The sequence below is a fragment of the Caballeronia catudaia genome, assembly GCF_001544755.2.
Taxonomy (GTDB): Bacteria; Pseudomonadota; Gammaproteobacteria; order Burkholderiales; family Burkholderiaceae; genus Caballeronia; species Caballeronia catudaia.
In genome coordinates this window covers 1-17852 of the sequence record NZ_FCOF02000074.1, presented here as the reverse complement: position 1 = coordinate 17852, position 17852 = coordinate 1, and the positions used below count along the sequence as shown (strand labels likewise).

Here is a 17852-nt window from a genome sequence, read left to right as displayed (position 1 = left end):
TCGACCTCTACGTCGACTGCAGTTGGCTCGCTCTCGACCGGCATCGACACGTTATCGACCTCTACGTCGACTGCAGTTGGCTCGCTCTCGACCGGCATCGACACGTTATCGACCTCTACGTCGACTGCAGTTGGCTCGCTCTCGACCGGCATCGACACGTTATCGACCTCTACGTCGACTGCAGTTGGCTCGCTCTCGACCGGCATCGACACGTTATCGACCTCTACGTCGACTGCAGTCGGCTCGCTGTCAACCGGCATCGAAACGTTGTCAAGCTCGACGTCGACTGCGATCGGTTCGCTTTCGACGGGCATCGACTCGCTGTCGACGTCGACGTCGACCACGGCCGCGTCGTTGTCGACCAATATCGATACCTTGTCGAGTTCCACCTCGACCTCGGTCACATCGCTCTCCACAGGCATCGACACGTTGTCGAACTCGACGTCGACCACGGTCGTGTCGTTGTCGACCAATATCGATTCCTTGTCGACCTCGACGTCGACTGCCGTCGGCTCGTTGTCGACCGGTATCGAAACGTTGTCCACTTCGACATCGACCGCCGTGAACTCGCTATCGACCGGAATCGATACCTTGTCGACGTCGGTTTCGACCACGGCGGTGTCGCTTTCCACGAGCATCGACGCATTGTCGGGCTCTACGTCGACCGCCGTCGGCTCTTTGTCGACGGGCATCGACACGCTTTCGACCTCGACCTCGACCTCTGTCGCCTCCCTGTCGACGGGCGTCGATTCATTGTCGGTCGCCTTGTACAACACGGTTCAGTACGACGATGCGAATCACACGAGCGTAACGTTCGGGAATCCCGGAACACCCGTCACGCTGAAGAACGTCGCGCCCGGAGCGGTGACGGATACCAGCACGGAAGCCATCAACGGCTCGCAGCTCCACGCCACTGCGCAAAGCGCCGCGACGGCGCTTGGCGGCGGCTCGACTGTGAACGAGGACGGCACCATCAAGGCACCGACTTACACGTTCAAGGACAACTCGACGTTCAACAACGTCGGCGACGCCCTGACCAACCTCGATGGCCGCGTCACGCAGAACACCTCCGACATCAGCACGATCAACACCACGCTCAACGACATCACCACGGGCGGCGGGATCAAGTACTTCCACGCAAATTCGACGTTGCCGGACTCATCGGCAAGCGGCGCGGATTCAGTAGCGATCGGCGGCAACGCACAGGCCACGGCGATCAACTCCGTGGCGCTGGGTTCGAACTCTATAGCGGATCGCGCGAACACGGTATCGGTGGGTTCGGCGGGCAACGAACGTCAGATCACCAACGTCGCGGCTGGCAAGGAAGACACGGACGCCGTCAACGTCTCGCAATTGAATTCGACCGTTTCGACGAGTCTCGCGAACGCGGTCACCTATGACGATGCGAGCCATACGAGCGTGACGTTCGGGAATCCCGGAACACCTGTCACGCTGAAGAATGTCGCTCCCGGAGCGGTGACGGATACCAGTACGGAAGCCATCAACGGCTCGCAACTCTACAGCACCGCGCAAAGCGCCGCGACGGCGTTGGGCGGCGGCTCGACCGTGAACGCTGACGGCACCATCACAGCGCCGACTTACACGTTCAAGGACAACTCGACGTTCAACAACGTCGGCGACGCCCTGACCAACCTCGATGGCCGCGTCACGCAGAACACCTCCGACATCAGCACGATCAACACCACGCTCAACGACATCACCACGGGCGGCGGGATCAAGTACTTCCACGCAAATTCGACGTTGCCGGACTCATCGGCAAGCGGCGCGGATTCAGTAGCGATCGGCGGCAACGCGCAAGCCACGGCGATCAACTCCGTGGCGCTGGGTTCGAACTCGGTGGCGGATCGCGCGAACACGGTATCGGTAGGTTCGGCGGGCAACGAACGTCAGATCACCAACGTCGCGGCTGGCAAAGAGGACACGGACGCCGTCAACGTCTCGCAGTTGAAGTCGGCTGGTCTCATCAATGGCGACGGCACGGCCAAGACGGCCTTGACCTACGACACGAAGGCCGACGGTACGACCGATTACGCCAACGTTACACTCGGCAACGGTCGGACGGGCGGCACGACAATCCACAACGTGGCAACGGGCGTCTCGGGTAGCGATGCGGTCAATCTGGATCAGATGAACGCCGCACTGGACCGGGTGACGAACATCGCGGAAAGTGGTGGCAATCCGATGTTCGCCGCACAAGGCGACCGCAGCACCGAAGTCGCGAGCGCCACCGGCGCACACGCGACAGCAATGGGTGCGAACGCTGTCGCGAGCGCGGACAACTCGGTGGCGCTCGGCGCGAATTCGGTGGCCGACCGGGCAAACACGGTGTCGGTCGGCGCCGCGGGTGCGGAGCGTCAGGTCACGAACGTCGCGGCGGGTACCCAAACCACCGACGCCGTGAACGTCGGTCAGTTGAATCTCGCGGCGGCGCAGGCTCAGAGCTATACCGACGCCCGCATTTCCGGCGTGCAGGGGCAGATCAACGACGTTGCGGGCAAGGCGTGGGGCGGCATCGCTGCGGCCATGGCCGTCGCCGGTTTGCCGCAACCCACGGCGCCGGGCAAGACGATGGTGGCGGCCGCGGCGTCGCGCTTCGCAGGCTCGACGGGCGCTGCCATTGGCGTGTCGTACGTGACGGAAAACAATCGATGGGTGGTCAAGGCTTCCGGCAATACCAGTAGCTATGGAAGCGTCGGTGTCGTGTTCGGCTCGGGGTATCAGTGGTAATACACGACGGGTGGGCTCCCCGCCCGGGCGGGTTGAAACCCTGATGTAGGAAAAAATCGGTCGGCGTTCAATGCCGACCGATTTTTTTTGCTCGGAATCTTTGAGACCGCCGAAGAACCGCCAATTCCGCTCCAAAAATCTGCCTTACAATCGGTCTCCACCCTGACAAGCACGTCACGCGCGAACATGAACGAGCGTAAGTCGCCCGGCCTTGCCGACCGGATCTACAACGACATTCTCAACAGCATCACGGAAGGCGAGTTCAAGGAGGGCGACCGGCTCCTCACCGAACACGCGCTCGCCGAACGCTTCGCAACGTCGCGTCCAACGGTGCGCGAGGCGCTCGCGCGGCTACGTGCGGATGGCATCATCGTGACGCGACGCGGCTCGGGGACCATCGTCGGACGACGCCCCGATCCCGACGCACGCCGTTTCGCACCGCTCGAGACGCTGTCCGACATCCGACGCTGCTACGAATTTCGCCTGGTGACGGAGGCTGGCGCGGCTGAGCTCGCCGCAGCGAAGGCGGACGACGAAGACATACGCGCGATTCAAGACGCCTGGGATCACCTCGAGCGCGTGGTTGAAACGCAGCAGGGCATCGGCGCGAAGGACGATTTCGCTTTTCATCTCGCGGTCGCGCGCGCGTCGAAGAACCCGTTTTTTATCAGCGTGTTGTCGTTCATCGAAGAACAGATCGAGTTCAGCATGAACCTGTCGCGCAATCTGTCGTTCGTGAAGACGCTCGAACGGCAGAGGGTCGTCCAGCGGGAACATCGCGAGGTGCTCGATGCCATCCGCGCGCGCGACCCCGTGCGCGCGGGAAGGGCAATGAAATCGCATCTTGAAAACGCAGTCGAGCGCATGTTCGGCAAATGAATGGCTGCGGTCCGGTTGTCACACAACCTCAGCGAACGCTGGGCGTCGCTGTCAAGTTGTTTGACAACTTTGCGCGTCGACACTGCCGGGCTCCGCGCCGAGTCCACCGACGATACTCACCTGTTTTTCCAACTTCAGGGCGCCCTGTGCGTGGTTGAAGCTTGTTCGCATCGAATGGCGGCAGGATCGCGCTCGACACCAACACTCGGGAAAACGTCCAGGAAACCCAGGATAAAACCAGGTTAAAAACCGAGGTAACGCGCGCTCGGGGTATATCCCGAGACGCCTTGCAAACCGCTATCGGCAGAAGAAAAAACGCGGTTCGGTTGTTTCGGTAACACCCTCGCGCAGTCCGACTTGCTTGACATCCTATAACCCCGTTAGCTATTTTTCAGCATCCAGCCGCAACGAGGACGCACGCGCACAGACCCGACGAATCAGAACCAGGCATAAACAGGCACAAGCAAGGCCGGCGATCGACAACATCGACAAAGCGACGATACGACCGGACCTCTTCCCGACCACGGTTGCGAGAGAAGTGAGGAGACAAAATGGCTTTCAAGGCAGAACTGTCAGTGAAACTGGCGGCGGTTTGCATCGCCGTTAGCGCGGCATTCGGTATGAGCGCGGCGTGCGCGGCCGATCCGGTATCGATCAACATCGTCGACGTCGCAGGCAATCTGCAACTGACGCAAAAGGGCTTCGAGGCATTCAAGGCGAAGCATCCCGACCTGGTTTCGAGCATCACCTTCACGAACGCACCCGCGCCGCAACTGCCGGGCAAGATCAAGGCGATGCAGGCGGCGGGGCGCTCGGACATCGACCTCGTCGTGACGGGCACCGACGCGCTCGCGGCCGGCATCCAGCAAGGTCTCTGGGAAAAGCTGCTGCCCGATCAGTCGAAAGCGTTCCCCGGCGTGCTCGACAAATACGCGCCCGGTCCGCGCAAGATGCAGGACATCGCGCAAGGCTACGGTCTCGAAGTCACCTACATGCCCGCCGGGCCGCTGCTCGAATACAACCCGGCCAAAGTCACCGACGTTCCGAAGACGCCCGAGCAACTGCTCGCGTGGTGCAAGGCGCATCCGAACAAGCTGATCTACGCGCGCCCGGCGAACTCCGGCCCCGGCCGCACCTTCCTGATGGGCCTGCCGTACGTGCTCGGCGACAAAGACCCGATGGACCCGATCAACGGCTGGGACAAGACCTGGGCATTCCTCAAGCAACTGAACGACTGCATTCCGTACTACCCGGGCGGCACCTCGGCGGTGATGAAGGAGCTCGGCGAAGGCACGCGCGACATGACCGTCACCGTGACGGGCTGGGACATCAATCCGCGCGCGCTCGGCATCGTGCCCGCGGAATTCAAGGTCGGCGCGTTCGACAACATGACCTGGGTCAACGACGCGCACTACATGGTGATCCCGAAGGGCGTGCCGAAGGAAAAGCTCGACGTGCTCTACAAGCTGATGAACTTCATGCTCGAACCGGCGCAGCAGGCATTGACCTATGACGATGGCTACTTCTATCCCGGCCCCGCGGTGAAGGACGTGCCGCTTTCGATGGCGCCCGCGAAGAGCCAGGAAGTGATCCAGAAGTTCGGCCGGCCCGAGTACGCGAAGCTGCTCGCGGACCGTCCGCACGTCCTGCCGCTCAACGCGCAGGCCATGGTCGCTGCGTTCCAGAAATGGGACCGCGAAATCGGCGCGGCGAAGACCAAGTAAGCAGGTCGGGCTTCGCAATCAGACGGCGACGTTTCTCGCAAGGAGCGTCGCCGCTTGCACAAAATGAGCAGGAAATCGTCATGAAGCACACTTTTGAGCAGTTGCGCCTCGACTCGGTCTCGCGCAGCTTCACCAACGCGGAAGGGCACCAGCTCGCGGCGTTGAAGGGCCTCGATCTGAACATCCAGCGCGGCGAGTTCATCGCGCTGCTGGGGCCGTCGGGCTGCGGCAAATCGACCGCGCTGAACTGCATCGCCGGATTGCAGCCGTTGACGGGCGGCGGCATCTGGCTCGACGACAAGCGCATCGACGTGCTGCCGCCCGAAAGACGCGGCTTCGGCATGGTCTTTCAGAATTACGCGCTCTTTCCGCACATGTCGGTGCTGGATAACGTCGGCTTCGGCCTGAAGATGCGCGGCATGCCGAAAGCCGAAGCGACGAAACGCGCGAAGGCGGCCTTGCAGCTCGTGCAGCTGATCGGCCACGACGGCAAGCTGCCCGGCCAGTTGTCGGGCGGCCAGCAGCAGCGCGTGGCGATCGCGCGCGCGATCGTCATCGAACCGCCGCTCGTGCTGATGGACGAACCGCTCTCGAATCTCGACACCAAGCTGCGTATCGAAATGCGCGCCGAAATCCGCCGCATCCACGGCAAGCTGGAGCGCGCGACCATCTACGTGACGCACGACCAGGACGAGGCGCTGTCGATGGCCGATCGCATCGTCGTGATGAAGGAGGGCGTCGTGCAGCAGGTGGCGTCGCCGAAAGAAGTCTATGCGCGGCCGAAGAACCTGCACGTCGCGCGCTTCATGGGCTTTCGCAATGTCGTGCAGGCGACGCTCGAAGGCACGCAGGGCGAGACGGTAGCCGTGAATGCGAATGGCGTGCGTCTCGTCGGCACGCCGATGGAAGGCTTCGACAGCAAGCGCGTTTGCGTCGCGCTGCGTCCTGAAGACATGGAGCGCGCCGCGCCCGGCGCCGAGAACGCGTTCGATGCGCATGTCGAGGTCGTCGAATACGGCGGGCGCGATTCGCTCATCATCGTGAACACGGCGTTCGGCAAGCTGTGGGCGCGCATTGCGGGCGAATGCAGCGAAGGCGAGCGCATCACGCTGCGCGTCGCGCCTTCGAAGACGCTGGTCTATGGAGAAGAAAAATGATCGCGCTTCCCGCGCCGCAACGCGATCCGAAGGGCTGGCTCGTCGCGCCCGCGCTCATCTTCATCATCGCGCTGTTCATTTATCCGTTCGCGTACGGGCTCATGCTGTCGTTCAATCCGATGAACGGTGGAGGCGTCTGGGCGAACTACATCACCTTCTTCACCGATTCGTCGATGTGGCCGACGATCATCGTCACGCTGAAGCTCGCGGTGCCCGCGACGATCATCAACGTGGGCGTGTCGGTGCCGGTTGCCTTTGCGTTGCGGCGCACCTCGCCGTGGCAGAAGTTCGTCACGACCCTGCTCGTCGTGCCGGTGACGCTCGGCACGGTGCTGATCGCCGACGGCATGCTGACCTACTTCAGCCCGAATGGCTGGTTTCCGCAGGCGTTGCAGGCGCTGCATCTCTATGGCGATGAAGTGCGCCTCACGCACAACTACTGGGGCGTGCTGATTTCGCTGATCGTGTCGGGCTTTCCGTTCGCGTTTCTGTTGACGCTGTCGTATGTGACCGGCATCGATCCGACGCTCGCCCGCGCCGCCGCGACGCTCGGCGCGAGCCCGTGGCAGCAGTTCCGTCAGATCTATCTGCCGCTTCTGCTGCCCGGTCTCACGATGACCGCGTGCCTTTCGTTCGTGCAGGCGTTCTCGGTGTTTCCGTCGGCGGTGCTGCTCGGCGCGCCGGCCGGCCCGACGCGCGTGATCTCGATCGCCGCATCGGAGGCCGCATTCGAAAGCTACGATTACGCGCTTGCATCGACCATCGCCATCGTGATGGGCTTCGTGCAACTGTTCGTCGTCGGCGGCATGCTCGGCGCGCGCCGCTTCTTCTACACGGGTCCGGTGACGGGAGGCAAGGGATAATGGCTCTCGATAATCAAACGGCGCCGGTCTGGGCATCGCCCGGCGACAACGCGGGCAAGGTCATGAAACAACAGTCGAGCCTGCGCGACAGGCTGTGGAAGTGCTTCGTCTGGACGACGATGGGCTTCTTTCTCGTCAACGTGCTGCTGCTGATCGCGACCGTCGCCGTGAACTCGGTGGCGACACGCTGGTTCGGCACGCTCTTGCCGCAGGGCTTCACGCTGCACTGGTATGCGCAGGCATGGAGCGACTTCCAGCTTTCGAGCGTGCTGCTCGTGACGCTCGAAGTGGTGGGCGCGGTAGTGCTGCTGTCCCTCGTGCTCGGCGTGCCGGCGGCGTATGCGCTCGCGCGCGTGCAGTTTCCCGGCAAGCGTTTCGCGATGCTCGTGTTCCTGCTGCCGCTGATGGTGCCGCCCGTGACTTACGGCATCCCGATGGCGACGGTCATGTACAAGTTCCATCTCGCCGGCACGCTGACCGGCGTGATTCTCGCGAACCTGGTGCCTGCGCTGCCGTTCGTCATTCTCGTGATGACGCCGTTCATCGAGCAGATCGATCCGAACCTGGAATCGGCCGCGCGAATTTTCGGGGCGAACACATTCCGCTACTTCCGCTACGTGCTGCTGCCGCTGCTCGTGCCGGGCATGCTGGCTGCGGGTTTGCTCGTGCTGGTGCGGACCATCGGCATGTTCGAGCTGACGTTCTTCACCGCCGGGCCGACCACGCAGACGCTCGTCGTCGCGCTGTACTACGCGGTGTTCTCGACGGGCGTGCGCGCACCGCAATCCATCGACGCGATGGCGATGATCTACATGGCCATCACGATGGTCTGGGTGCTGATCGCGCTGCAGTTCGTGAGCCCGACGCAGCTCGTGTCGCGCGTGAAGGAGCAGAAGCAGTGATGCCTCTCCAAACGGACGTCGTGTCGTGACGAAATTCCGCGAAGTCGTCGTGCTGAACGCCGAGCCGCGCCTGTGCATTTCGAGCGGGCCGCATGTCATCGAAATCGCGCCGGCGGCGGGCGGGCGCATCACGCGCTTTGCCACGCGAGGCGAGCGCGGCCTCGCGGACTGGCTCGCGCCCGTGACCGTCGCGAACTGGCCGTGCGATGCCTGGCCGAAAGGCGGCAGCTATCCGCTCGTGCCGTTTTCCAATCGCGTGCGCGAGGCGCGTTTTCCCGCGCCGGATGGTTCCATCGTCGATCTGGCGACGTTTCCTGGCATGGCGCACGCGCTGCACGGCTTCGGCCAGTTCGCGGCGTGGAGCGTCGAGTTGCAGGAGGCGGATTGCGTCGTGTTGCGCTACGTGCACGGAGAGGGCGAGCATGGCTGGCCGTGGGCGTTCGAAGCTGTTCAGCTGATCGAGGCGAACGCGCAAGGCGCGCGCATGTCAATGCGTATCGTGAACCGGTCGTCGAGTCCGATGCCGGTCGGCCTGGGTTTTCATCCTTACTTCGGCGCGAGCGAGGCCGAGCTTCATGCGACAACGCACTGGCGGCACGAAGCGGAGATCGCGATCGAGCCGACTGACGAAAGCCCCGCGCATCGGCATGAGCGGGAAACGGAGGGCTACACGCGTTATCTGAGCGGCTGGGACGGCCGCGCGACGCTGCGCTATGCCGACGGCCGCACGCTCGAACTGATCGCCGACGACGCGCTGAGCCATGTCGTCGTGCACTGTCCGGCGGGCGCGGGCTATCTGTGCGTCGAGCCGGTCTCGCACGTGAGCGACGGTTTCAATCTCGCGGCACGCGGCCAGCCCGGCACGGGGATCGCCGTCCTCAATCCAGGTAGTGAAATACGGGCGTCGCTCGTGATGGCAACCGGCGCGAACCCGGCCCGGCGCGACGACGACGACGCCTGACGCGCGCTTCGACACAGGCGCGCTCGCGGACCGCGGGACAGCGCGACGCATTTGCCGGCAAGATGCCACCGACGATGCAGATATCCGTGTTCATGGCGCACCTCCAGTGCGGAATTCAGCGCGTGAGCGGCATCGAAAAGAACGATTCGACGAGATCGACGATGCGCCACGTGGCGCACGGCCGGCGGCAGTGGGCGTCGAAGCCGGCTTCCTTGAGCGTTTGCACCGGATCGGCGGGCCATACGTTGCTCATCGCGACGAGCAGGCGTCCGGTCACGTCCGCGTCCATGCGAAGCGTGCGCGAGAAGACGTAGCCAGACTCGTTGTCGAAACTCGTATCGAGCAGCAGCGCCTGCGGCTGCCAGCTACGCACCAGCGCGCGCACGGATTTCAGATCCTGCGAATGGATGACCTGCAAGCCTTTCAGCCGGAGTTGCACGGCGAGCGAATCGCCGATCGACTTGTCCTTGTGGGCGATCAGCACGCGCCGCGATGCGTCTCCGGTGCGGGCCCGCTTGATACGCCACAACGCGAATTCGCGCTCGTTGTCGGCCAGACGGCTTGACATCTCATCCTCCATGCTCGTATTGGGTTACGTAGTCGATTCGATGCGGCCAGTGTCGGCCGGACGCGCTCATCGGAAAACCCGGCACGGGCAGGGGACGCGGAGTATTTTGGGAGACTGCCGAATGTATCCCTGCGAAAGAGGGGTGGAAGTCGAACGAGGCGCGCGTAATATCGGAACCGTTCTCGGAGCGTCGCAATGGAAAATGGCTATTTCAAAACTGTGTTGCTGGTAGAGGACGAAGGGCTCACCCGGAGCGCCATGAAGAGTCTCATTCTGGCGAACGAGCCCTTGCTCGAAATCGACGAAGCCGATGGTTTCGAGCAGGCGAAAGCCAAGCTTTCCGCCAATACCTACGATCTGATGTTTCTCGACTACCACTTGCGCGGCCAGGCCACCGGCATGGATCTGCTCAACTGGATTCGCGAGGAAGAGCGCGAGATTCAGACGATCATGCTGTCCGCGCAGGACGACCGCGATACCGTGCTTGAGTGCATCAAGAACGGCGCGTGCGGATTCATCTCCAAAGGCAGCGAGCAGGGCGCGGGCGTGTTTCGCGAAGCGCTCAAAACCATCCTGAACGGGCGCGTGTATCTGCCGAACACGGTGCTTGGCAAGGGCGGCCACAGTCCCAAGCCGGTGTCGCCGCACGCGGGCGTAACGGTCGAATCGCTCGACCTGCCGCCGCGCCTGACCGAGACACTGCGCTATCTGTTGCAGGGACTGTCGAACAAGGCGATCGCCCGCAAGATGAATATCAGCGAAAACACGGCCAAGGAATATTCGAGCGATCTGCTCGCGCGCTTCCACGTGACGCGGCGAACGTTTCTGATCGTCGAAATGGCGCGGCGCGGGATCGAAATGCCGATGAGCAATACGTCGTCGGCGTCCTGAGCACGCGCTTCATCTACTTTTTTGACGCGGGCGCACCCGAAAGGGCGCCCGCGTCGTTGCGTGCGCGGCCTTTTTCGCATCGTTCCGACGAATTCATCGCGGGATGGTAAGGTATAGCCCGGACTAAATTTGAGATAGGTCAGCGCAGGTGATTCGCAGGATAACGTTCATAAAAATGCAAGGCGCCGGCACGGCAGTCGCGGTGACAGCGGCGCTCGTTCTCGGCGCATGCGCGCCGCTTCCACAGCAGACCGACGCCGATGCGGCGGCTGCCGCGTCGGCGGCATCGGCTGCACGAGCCGCCCAGGCCGCACCCAAGCCGGCAGCACCGCCCGCGCCGCCGGGTGAACAGCGCATCATGGTCGGCACCGCGAGCGGCTACCATCAGATGATCAAGACGACGCCCCCGTCGCAAGTTTGCGATAGCGATGCCTTCGCCGACGGCGTGCGCTACGGCTACGCGCTGACGTGGAACCGGCTTGTCGGCGAGGAAGTGCGCAACGGCGGCAAGGCGAAGCGCAAGTTCGACGCCTCCGCGGTTCACTCCCAAGACGATCAGTACAAGATCCAGTGGAACGGAAAGGAGCGCGTCAATGCGTGCGCGTCGGACGGCTATCTGATCGGACGCGTCGTCGGGACGCATCTGGCGGGCGTCGACATGCGCGGCGGCAAACCGTCCTGAGCGCGGGAAACGGGATCAGCGCTCAATCGCACGCGTGCGTGGCCGCGACATAGCGGCCTGTGACGGCGACATCGCCGTAAATCGTGTAACCGGTGCCGTTCGCCGATGCCTGCGCGATCAGCAGCACCACCGACTGGCTCGTCAGTCCGCCGCTCGGGATGGAGACGGCCTGCGTATCGGTGCTCGGCGCGTATTCGCGCACGCGCCCGGCGATCGGCGTCCATTTTTCCTTCACGCACCGAACGAATTCGTACGGCTTGAACTGCGACGTGCCGGAGCCGACCGGCACCGTCTTGAGCAGGGCGTCGTCCGTCGAAACGCATGCGCTCAACGCGGACGCGCCGATTGCAGCCGACAAGATTGCGATGGTTTTTCTCATAGTTCCGATACCTTTTTTGCAGTGAACGCTTAAACTTCTGCCCCGTACTGTTTCGACGTCGGCAGCGCGCGCGGGCGTCGATCCTAACCGTTGCCCTGACAAACCGTAAAGCAGATGCGAGCGGTCGTTCGTGCGAAATCAATCGTCAGAAAGAGCGCGTCGAATCTGAACACGGCTTTCGATCGGTAGTTTTCCCAATATTAGTCAAGTCGGGTCAACCGTCGCCGTTATATAGGCGTTTCACACGTTAAAGCCTTTTGTATGGCGCGAGCGCGGGCGGCGGGAGCCGATTGTGGCGCTCTCCGACCGCGTGAGTTGCGCGGGTCCCCCGATAACCGTGATGTACCGTCGCCATCGACCGTTCCGCGGCCGATACGCAGCGGCAGTCAGTTTGATAGAACGCATGTCTCGCACAAAGTTGCTCGCCCGGCTTCGCGCCATGTCACCCGTCGGACGCCCGTCCGGCGGCGTCGATCTTCAGCGGCTCGCCGCGCCCGTGCTCACGGTCGTGATCTGCGTGCTGCTGCTCGTGGTCTTCCAGCATCTGTCCCGCGCGGTCGATTACAAATCGGTCATGCACTCGCTGCGCGTGATGACGCCGCAAGCATGGTTCGCCGCGCTGTTCGCGACCGCGCTTTCGTTCGCCGCGCTGGTCGGGCGCGACGCGGTCGGCCTGCGTCATATTGGCCTGGCGGTGCCGCGTTCGCTGCTGTGGGTCGGCGCGACAGTCGGCTCCGCGCTCGGCAATGTGACGGGCTTCGGCGCGCTGACGGGCGGTGCCGTGCGCTGCCGCGTCTACGGCGCGGCCGAGGTCACGCCGGCGCAGGTCGGCCGTCTCACGATCTTCACGAGCGTCACGCTGGCGCTTTCGCTCGCGTTCATGGCCGCAGCCGGAATGCTGTTCGGCGCGGACACGCTCTCGGGCATGATGCACTTGCCGCCCGTCGCATTGCGCGCGACAGGCGCGGCGCTGCTCGCGGTGTTCGCTGCGATGGTCGTCGTCTGCGGCCCTGAGCCGCGCACGCTGCGCTCGCGCTGGAAGTGGCTCGCGTTCACCGTGCCGGCGCGCCGCGATTTCGTCGCGCAGGCCGCGCTCGCCGTCGTCGACGTGCTCGGCGCCGGACTCGCGCTCTGGGCGCTCCTGCCGAATCAGCAAGTCGGTTTCGGCGAATTCATGACGGTGTTCTCGGCGGCAATGCTGCTCGGCATGATCGGCCATACGCCGGGCGGTGTCGGCGTGTTCGAGGCCGCGATGGTCTTCGCGCTGGGCGGCAGCGCCCGGACGCCGGACGTGCTCGCCGCGCTGCTCGCGTATCGCGCGATCTACTTCGGCCTGCCGCTGATCCTTTCGGCGGGCGTGATGGCGGCGTTCGAAGGCCGTGCGCTCAAGGGCCGTTTCGCCTTCCTGCGTCCGCGTCACGTTTCGCAACTCGCGCCGGTGTTCCTGTCGATCGTCACGTTCGCGGCCGGCTCGATGCTCGTCATCTCCGGCGCGACGCCCGCGTTCAAGATGCGTATCGCGCTGTTGCAGACCATCGTTCCGCTGTGGGTGCTGGAAAGCTCGCAACTGCTCGGCTCCGTATTCGGCGTGCTGCTGCTCTTCGTCGCGCGCGGTCTGATGCGCCGGCTCGATGCCGCCTGGTGGCTCGCGCTGATCCTCGCCGTGACGAACCTCGCGCTGTCGCTGGCGAAGGGGCTTGCGTTCGTCGAAGCGGGCGTGCTGGCGTTTCTCGTCGTGCTGCTCGTCGCGGCGCGCGAGCGCTTCAACCGCCGTTCGTCGCTGTTCGCCGAGCGCTTCACGGCGACCTGGCTGATTTCGATCGGCGTCGTGATGGCGCTGGCCGTCTGGATCATGTTCTTCGCGTTCCGCGACGTGCCGTACAGCCGCGATCTCTGGTGGCAGTTCGCCTTCGACGAGCGCGCCCCGCGTGCGCTGCGCGCGACGCTCGCTGCGGCGGTGTTCGCATCGGCGTTCGGCGTCTGGCAATTGCTGCGTCCGGCGGCGGGCCGCTTCGTGAAGCCCGCGCCGCAGGATCTTACCGATGCCGCGCGCATCTTCCGTGCGCAGGAGCGCAGCGACGCGGGCCTCGCGATGATGGGCGACAAGAGCTTCCTCTTCTCCGAATCGCGCGAAGCTTTCCTGATGTACGCGAAGCACGGCCGCACGTGGGCCGCGCTGCACGATCCGGTCGGGCCGCGCCGCGAGTGGGCGGAGCTGATTCGCAAATTCGTCGAGCTCGCGCATGCGCACAATGGCCGCGCGGCGTTCTACCAGGTGCGCGCCGATGCGCTGCCGCTCTATCTCGACGCCGGCCTCACGTTGATGAAGCTCGGCGAGGAAGCCCACGTCGCGCTTGCCGACTTCGATCTGAAGGGCTCGCATCGTTCGCATCTGCGTTATGCGCTCAAGCGCGGCGAGCGCGACGGATTCAACACCGAAGTGATCGGTTCTGCGCGCATCGCGGAAAGCCTGCCTCTGCTGCGCGCGATCTCCGACGACTGGCTCGAAAGCCGCTCGGCGCGCGAGAAGAGCTTCTCGGTCGCGGCCTTCAACGAGGAATACCTCGCGGCGCAATCCGTGCTGCTCGTGCGCCAGGAGGGCAAGCCGGTCGCGTTCGTCACCTTCATGACGACCGACATGAACACCGAAGCGACCGTCGGCGTGATGCGCCACGTCGCGGACGCGTCGCCTTACGCGATGGAGTATCTCTTCACCAAGCTCGCGCTGCATCTGAAGGAAGCGGGGTTCAGGTCGCTGTCGCTTGGCATCGCTCCGCTCTCGGGCATGGAGCCGACGCCGCTCGCATCGCACTGGCATCGGCTCGCCGGGCTCGTGTGGCGGTTCGGCGGCCGTTTCTACAACTTCCGCGGCCTGCGCGGATTCAAGAGCAAGTTCCAGCCGCGCTGGGAGCCGCGTTACCTCGCGGCGTCCGGTTCGGTCGGCGTATTTTTCACTTTGGCGGATCTTTCGCTCCTCGCGGGCGGCTGGCGTTCATGAAATTCCTTTGCAAGAAAGCGGCGGCGCTGGCAGTGGCCGCCGTCTGTGGTGTCGTACTGTCCGGCATGGCGCATGCGGCCGGGACGGTTTCCGGCGGACGCTATGGTCAGGTCACGCTGACGAAGCCCGCGGGCGGCATGACGGGCTTCGTCGTGCTGTTCTCGGAGAAGAGCGGCTGGAGCCCGGCCGATCAGCAAGCCGCCGATGCGCTCGCCGCCAAGGGCGCGATGGTCATCGGCGTGGATACGCCGCGTTACGCCGCGCGCGTCGCGGCCGACAAGACCGAGAAGTCGTGTCACAACCTCGTCGGCGATGCGGAGAACATGAGCCATCAGCTCGAACGCACCGTGCAGACGAATCGCTATTACGCGCCGATTCTCGTTGGCACGGGGCAGGGCGCGATTCTCGCCGAGAGCGCGCTGAAGCAGGCGCCGGACAACACCGTCGCGGGCGCGGTATCGCTCGCGGCGGAGCCCATGCTCGACGCGCGTTTCAATCCGTGCGCGCCGGATTCGACGATCATCCACGCGAAGGGGCTGCCAGGCTTCTTCGAGTACACGGCGCTGCTCGAAACGGGCCGCTCGAAGGCCGATGCGCTCGTCGCGATGACCGCGCCGCATCTGAAGAAAGCCGAACCCGTTTCGGAGAGCGATGTCTCGGATTTGCCGCTGATCGAACTGCGTGCCGCGCAACCGACGGATTTGCTCGCGATCGTCATTTCCGGCGATGGCGGCTGGCGCGATCTCGACAAGACGATGGCGCTCGCGTTGCAGAAGGATGGCGTATCGGTGGTCGGCATCGACTCGCTGCGCTACTTCTGGAGCGAGAAGACGCCGCAGCAGACCGCCAACGACATCGCCCGCGTGATCCGCGCCTACAACGCGCGCTGGCACACGAGTCACGTGGCGCTCCTCGGCTATTCGTTCGGCGCGGACGTGATGCCGTTCGCGTACAACCGTCTGCCGGACGCGGCGCGCGACCAGGTGTCGTATATCTCGCTGATGGGCTTTTCGCCGGAGGCGGATTTTCAGATTCGCGTAACGGGTTGGCTCGGCATGCCCGCGAGCGAAAAGGCGTTGAAGGTGCGGCCGGAACTCAACAAGCTGCCGCCGTCGATGGTGCAATGCATCTATGGCGAGAAGGAAGAGGACACGCTGTGTCCGCAACTCACGAAGACGGGCATCGAAGTGGTGAAACTGCCCGGCGATCATCACTTCGGCGGCGATTACGATGCGCTCGCGCGGCGCATTCTCGCGGGGTGGAGAAAGCAGATCGCGGCGCGGCAGGGGTAGGGTCGCGGGTCAGGCGCTGATCGTTGAGGGTCGGCCGAGCATCCTGTGGTCAGAGCGCTTCGAGAAAACGAAGCGTCTCGGGATGCTTTTCCACGAGACGGATCAACACCGCGGCCTGCGCGTTCGGCCTTGCCTTGCCTTGCTCCCAGTTCTGCCACGTCCGTACATTGACCCGTAGCCGGTGCGCCATCACTGCTTGGGAAACGTGAGCCGATTCACGGACATTTCGTATTTCTTCCGCGCTCACTTCTACTGGCTCGGGCGCTTCGACGCTGATTCTTCGCAGCGTTACTTTGCCTTCTCGCTCGGCGGCCAGCGCATCGAGTCCTTCGCTGAGTTCGGAGAACAGGTTTCGCTTCTTCATACGGGACTCCTTCGGCTTACTTCGATATCGAGCAATCTCGACAGCGTCGCGCGCTCGCTGCTGGACAGGTCGCTCATTTCATTCTTGTCGTAAATCGTAAACATCCAGAATTGAGCGCCGCCGACCCAACGGTAGTAAACGATCCGAAGCCCACTCCGCTTTCCCTTGTTGCGCCGCCTGTCGCCGAAGCGGACTTTCCTCAGACCGCCGGTTCCCTTGATCAGGTCGCCTGCCTCGGGATTTGCGAGCAATTGAAGTTGAAGTTCGCGGTACTCGCTACCATCACCGGACGCCCGCCACCGGAGTCCGGCATGTCCCTGATCGATCACCTCGACCACATCGTGCTCACCTGCGTCGACGTGGAAGCGACCAAGCGCTTCTACGTCGACGTTCTTCAAATGCAGCTCGAAACCTTCGGCGCAGGCCGCATGGCTTTCCGCTTCGGCAATCAGAAAATCAACCTTCACGTGCGCGGCTCGGAATTCGAGCCGAAGGCGCATTTGCCGGTGCAGGGCGCGCTCGATCTGTGTTTCATCGCGGCCGTGCCGCTCGACCGTGTGATCGAGCGGCTCGCGCAAATGAATGTTCCGATCGTCGAAGGTCCGGTCGAGCGCACGGGCGCGACGCACAAGCTGCGCTCCGTGTACGTGCGCGATCCGGACTACAACCTCATCGAGATTTCCGAGTTCAGTTGAACGGCCCGAGATAATCGCGCTTGCCGATCGGCGCGCCGAGATGGCGCAGGATGTCGTGTGTCGTGACGACGTGGAAATAGAAGTTCGGCAGCCCGAAGCCGAACAGATAATCGTCGCCCGAAAACGACGGCGAAAAGTCCGGAAACTTCAGCGTGACCGTGCGCGTTTCGCACCCCGCGAGCGACGCCTTGTCGATGCTCTTAAGAAACGCGATCGTCTTCTCGATGCGCGCCTGCAGCGACGCAAAACTGTCCTCGTTGTCCTCGAAGCGCGGCGCCTCGATGCCGGCAAGACGCGCGGCCGAGAGCTTCGCCGTGTCGCTTGCGCGCTGGATCTGCGCGACGAGCGGCAGCATGTCGGGCGCGAGACGCGCGTTGATGACATCGTCGTGGGCGAGGCCTTTTTCGTCGGCGAAGGCGGCGCCTTTTTTCAGCAGATCCCTAGCGAACATGGCTACGCCGGCGACCTTGCGGCGCGAGCGCTTGCGCATACGGTGGCGAACAAGGTCGAAGCGGCGTATCACAGAACCGATTTGCTTGAGCAGCGCCGCCCGTTGATGGAAGCATGGGCGAAGCACGTTCCTGGCGAGTAACCCCGCCACCTTTCTTATTATTGAGATTCAGCGTCAAAGTACGCGCTCACACTCGTTACGATTTGCACTCCTGCTAAAGATGGAGGTGACATGTCGTTTCCAGAATGGGGGCGTTCGTATAACGCGTTGTGGGTACCGCTAACGAGCGACTGGCAGT

At 63.5% G+C, this 17852-nt stretch carries 17 protein-coding genes and 1 pseudogene; 12 read left to right on the top strand and 6 right to left on the bottom strand.

The window, feature by feature from the left end:
* The coding region (locus tag AWB75_RS37880) for a hypothetical protein (RefSeq protein ID WP_159462839.1) at window positions 1-773 on the bottom strand (773 nt) is incomplete at its 3' end.
* Window positions 774-801: 28 nt separating this feature from the next.
* Between AWB75_RS37880 and AWB75_RS34505 the strand changes: the two are divergent.
* From AWB75_RS34505 to AWB75_RS34475, 7 genes and pseudogenes are all read left to right on the top strand, one after another.
* Window positions 802-2748, top strand: a pseudogene (locus AWB75_RS34505) (YadA family autotransporter adhesin); the annotation flags it as partial.
* A gap of 186 nt (window positions 2749-2934) precedes the next feature.
* On the top strand, window positions 2935-3627 hold the full coding sequence (locus AWB75_RS34500) for a FadR/GntR family transcriptional regulator (protein WP_061128441.1): 693 nt from the start codon (window positions 2935-2937) through the stop codon (window positions 3625-3627).
* A gap of 551 nt (window positions 3628-4178) precedes the next feature.
* Window positions 4179-5351: an ABC transporter substrate-binding protein gene (locus AWB75_RS34495; RefSeq protein WP_061128440.1), complete on the top strand. Its 1173-nt coding sequence runs from the start codon at window positions 4179-4181 to the stop codon at window positions 5349-5351.
* Between the two features lie 80 nt (window positions 5352-5431).
* A complete protein-coding gene (locus tag AWB75_RS34490; protein ID WP_061128439.1) occupies window positions 5432-6508 on the top strand; it encodes an ABC transporter ATP-binding protein in 1077 nt (358 codons plus the stop codon).
* The gene (locus tag AWB75_RS34485) at window positions 6505-7371 is read left to right on the top strand and encodes an ABC transporter permease (protein ID WP_061128438.1); all 867 of its coding nucleotides are present in this window, start codon (window positions 6505-6507) and stop codon (window positions 7369-7371) included. The genes AWB75_RS34490 and AWB75_RS34485 overlap by 4 nt, the downstream gene beginning before the upstream one ends.
* On the top strand, window positions 7371-8273 hold the full coding sequence (locus AWB75_RS34480; RefSeq protein WP_061128437.1) for an ABC transporter permease: 903 nt from the start codon (window positions 7371-7373) through the stop codon (window positions 8271-8273). The genes AWB75_RS34485 and AWB75_RS34480 overlap by 1 nt, the downstream gene beginning before the upstream one ends.
* 25 nt (window positions 8274-8298) lie before the next feature.
* A complete protein-coding gene (locus AWB75_RS34475) occupies window positions 8299-9234 on the top strand; it encodes an aldose epimerase family protein (protein ID WP_061128436.1) in 936 nt (311 codons plus the stop codon).
* Between the two features lie 115 nt (window positions 9235-9349).
* Here AWB75_RS34475 and AWB75_RS34470 read toward each other — a convergent pair whose 3' ends face one another.
* Window positions 9350-9802, bottom strand: a complete 453-nt coding sequence (locus AWB75_RS34470; protein ID WP_061128443.1) for a response regulator — start codon at window positions 9800-9802, stop codon at window positions 9350-9352.
* Window positions 9803-9997: 195 nt separating this feature from the next.
* Here AWB75_RS34470 and AWB75_RS34465 point away from each other — a divergent pair, with 195 nt between their 5' ends.
* Complete coding sequence (locus AWB75_RS34465) at window positions 9998-10693, top strand: response regulator transcription factor (protein WP_061115843.1); 696 nt, start codon at window positions 9998-10000, stop codon at window positions 10691-10693.
* Window positions 10694-10868: 175 nt separating this feature from the next.
* Complete coding sequence (locus tag AWB75_RS34460; protein WP_061128435.1) at window positions 10869-11375, top strand: hypothetical protein; 507 nt, start codon at window positions 10869-10871, stop codon at window positions 11373-11375.
* A gap of 22 nt (window positions 11376-11397) precedes the next feature.
* Here the strand turns inward: AWB75_RS34460 and AWB75_RS34455 are convergent, their stop codons facing one another.
* Entirely contained in the window at window positions 11398-11754 is a 357-nt protein-coding gene (locus tag AWB75_RS34455; protein WP_061128434.1) for a hypothetical protein, read from the bottom strand.
* Between the two features lie 439 nt (window positions 11755-12193).
* On the opposite strand from AWB75_RS34455, the gene mprF reads away from it, so the two are divergent.
* Window positions 12194-14752, top strand: coding sequence for a bifunctional lysylphosphatidylglycerol flippase/synthetase MprF (mprF, locus tag AWB75_RS34450; protein WP_061128433.1), 2559 nt, complete (start codon window positions 12194-12196; stop codon window positions 14750-14752).
* Entirely contained in the window at window positions 14749-16044 is a 1296-nt protein-coding gene (locus AWB75_RS34445) for a virulence factor family protein (RefSeq protein ID WP_061128432.1), read from the top strand. The genes mprF and AWB75_RS34445 overlap by 4 nt, the downstream gene beginning before the upstream one ends.
* A 49-nt stretch (window positions 16045-16093) precedes the next feature.
* Here AWB75_RS34445 and AWB75_RS34440 read toward each other — a convergent pair whose 3' ends face one another.
* Complete coding sequence (locus AWB75_RS34440; RefSeq protein WP_061128431.1) at window positions 16094-16408, bottom strand: helix-turn-helix domain-containing protein; 315 nt, start codon at window positions 16406-16408, stop codon at window positions 16094-16096.
* Window positions 16405-16746 (bottom strand): hypothetical protein, encoded by a 342-nt coding sequence (locus AWB75_RS34435; protein WP_061128430.1) that lies wholly within the window; start codon window positions 16744-16746, stop codon window positions 16405-16407. The genes AWB75_RS34440 and AWB75_RS34435 overlap by 4 nt, the downstream gene beginning before the upstream one ends.
* Between AWB75_RS34435 and AWB75_RS34430 the strand changes: the two genes are divergently transcribed.
* Entirely contained in the window at window positions 16720-17103 is a 384-nt protein-coding gene (locus AWB75_RS34430; protein WP_061128429.1) for a VOC family protein, read from the top strand. The two genes, AWB75_RS34435 and AWB75_RS34430, sit on opposite strands and share 27 nt — an antisense overlap.
* Here AWB75_RS34430 and AWB75_RS34425 read toward each other — a convergent pair.
* Window positions 17096-17554: a DUF1993 domain-containing protein gene (locus AWB75_RS34425; RefSeq protein ID WP_235012396.1), complete on the bottom strand. Its 459-nt coding sequence runs from the start codon at window positions 17552-17554 to the stop codon at window positions 17096-17098. The genes AWB75_RS34430 and AWB75_RS34425 overlap by 8 nt on opposite strands.
* Window positions 17555-17852: the final 298 nt, after the last annotated feature.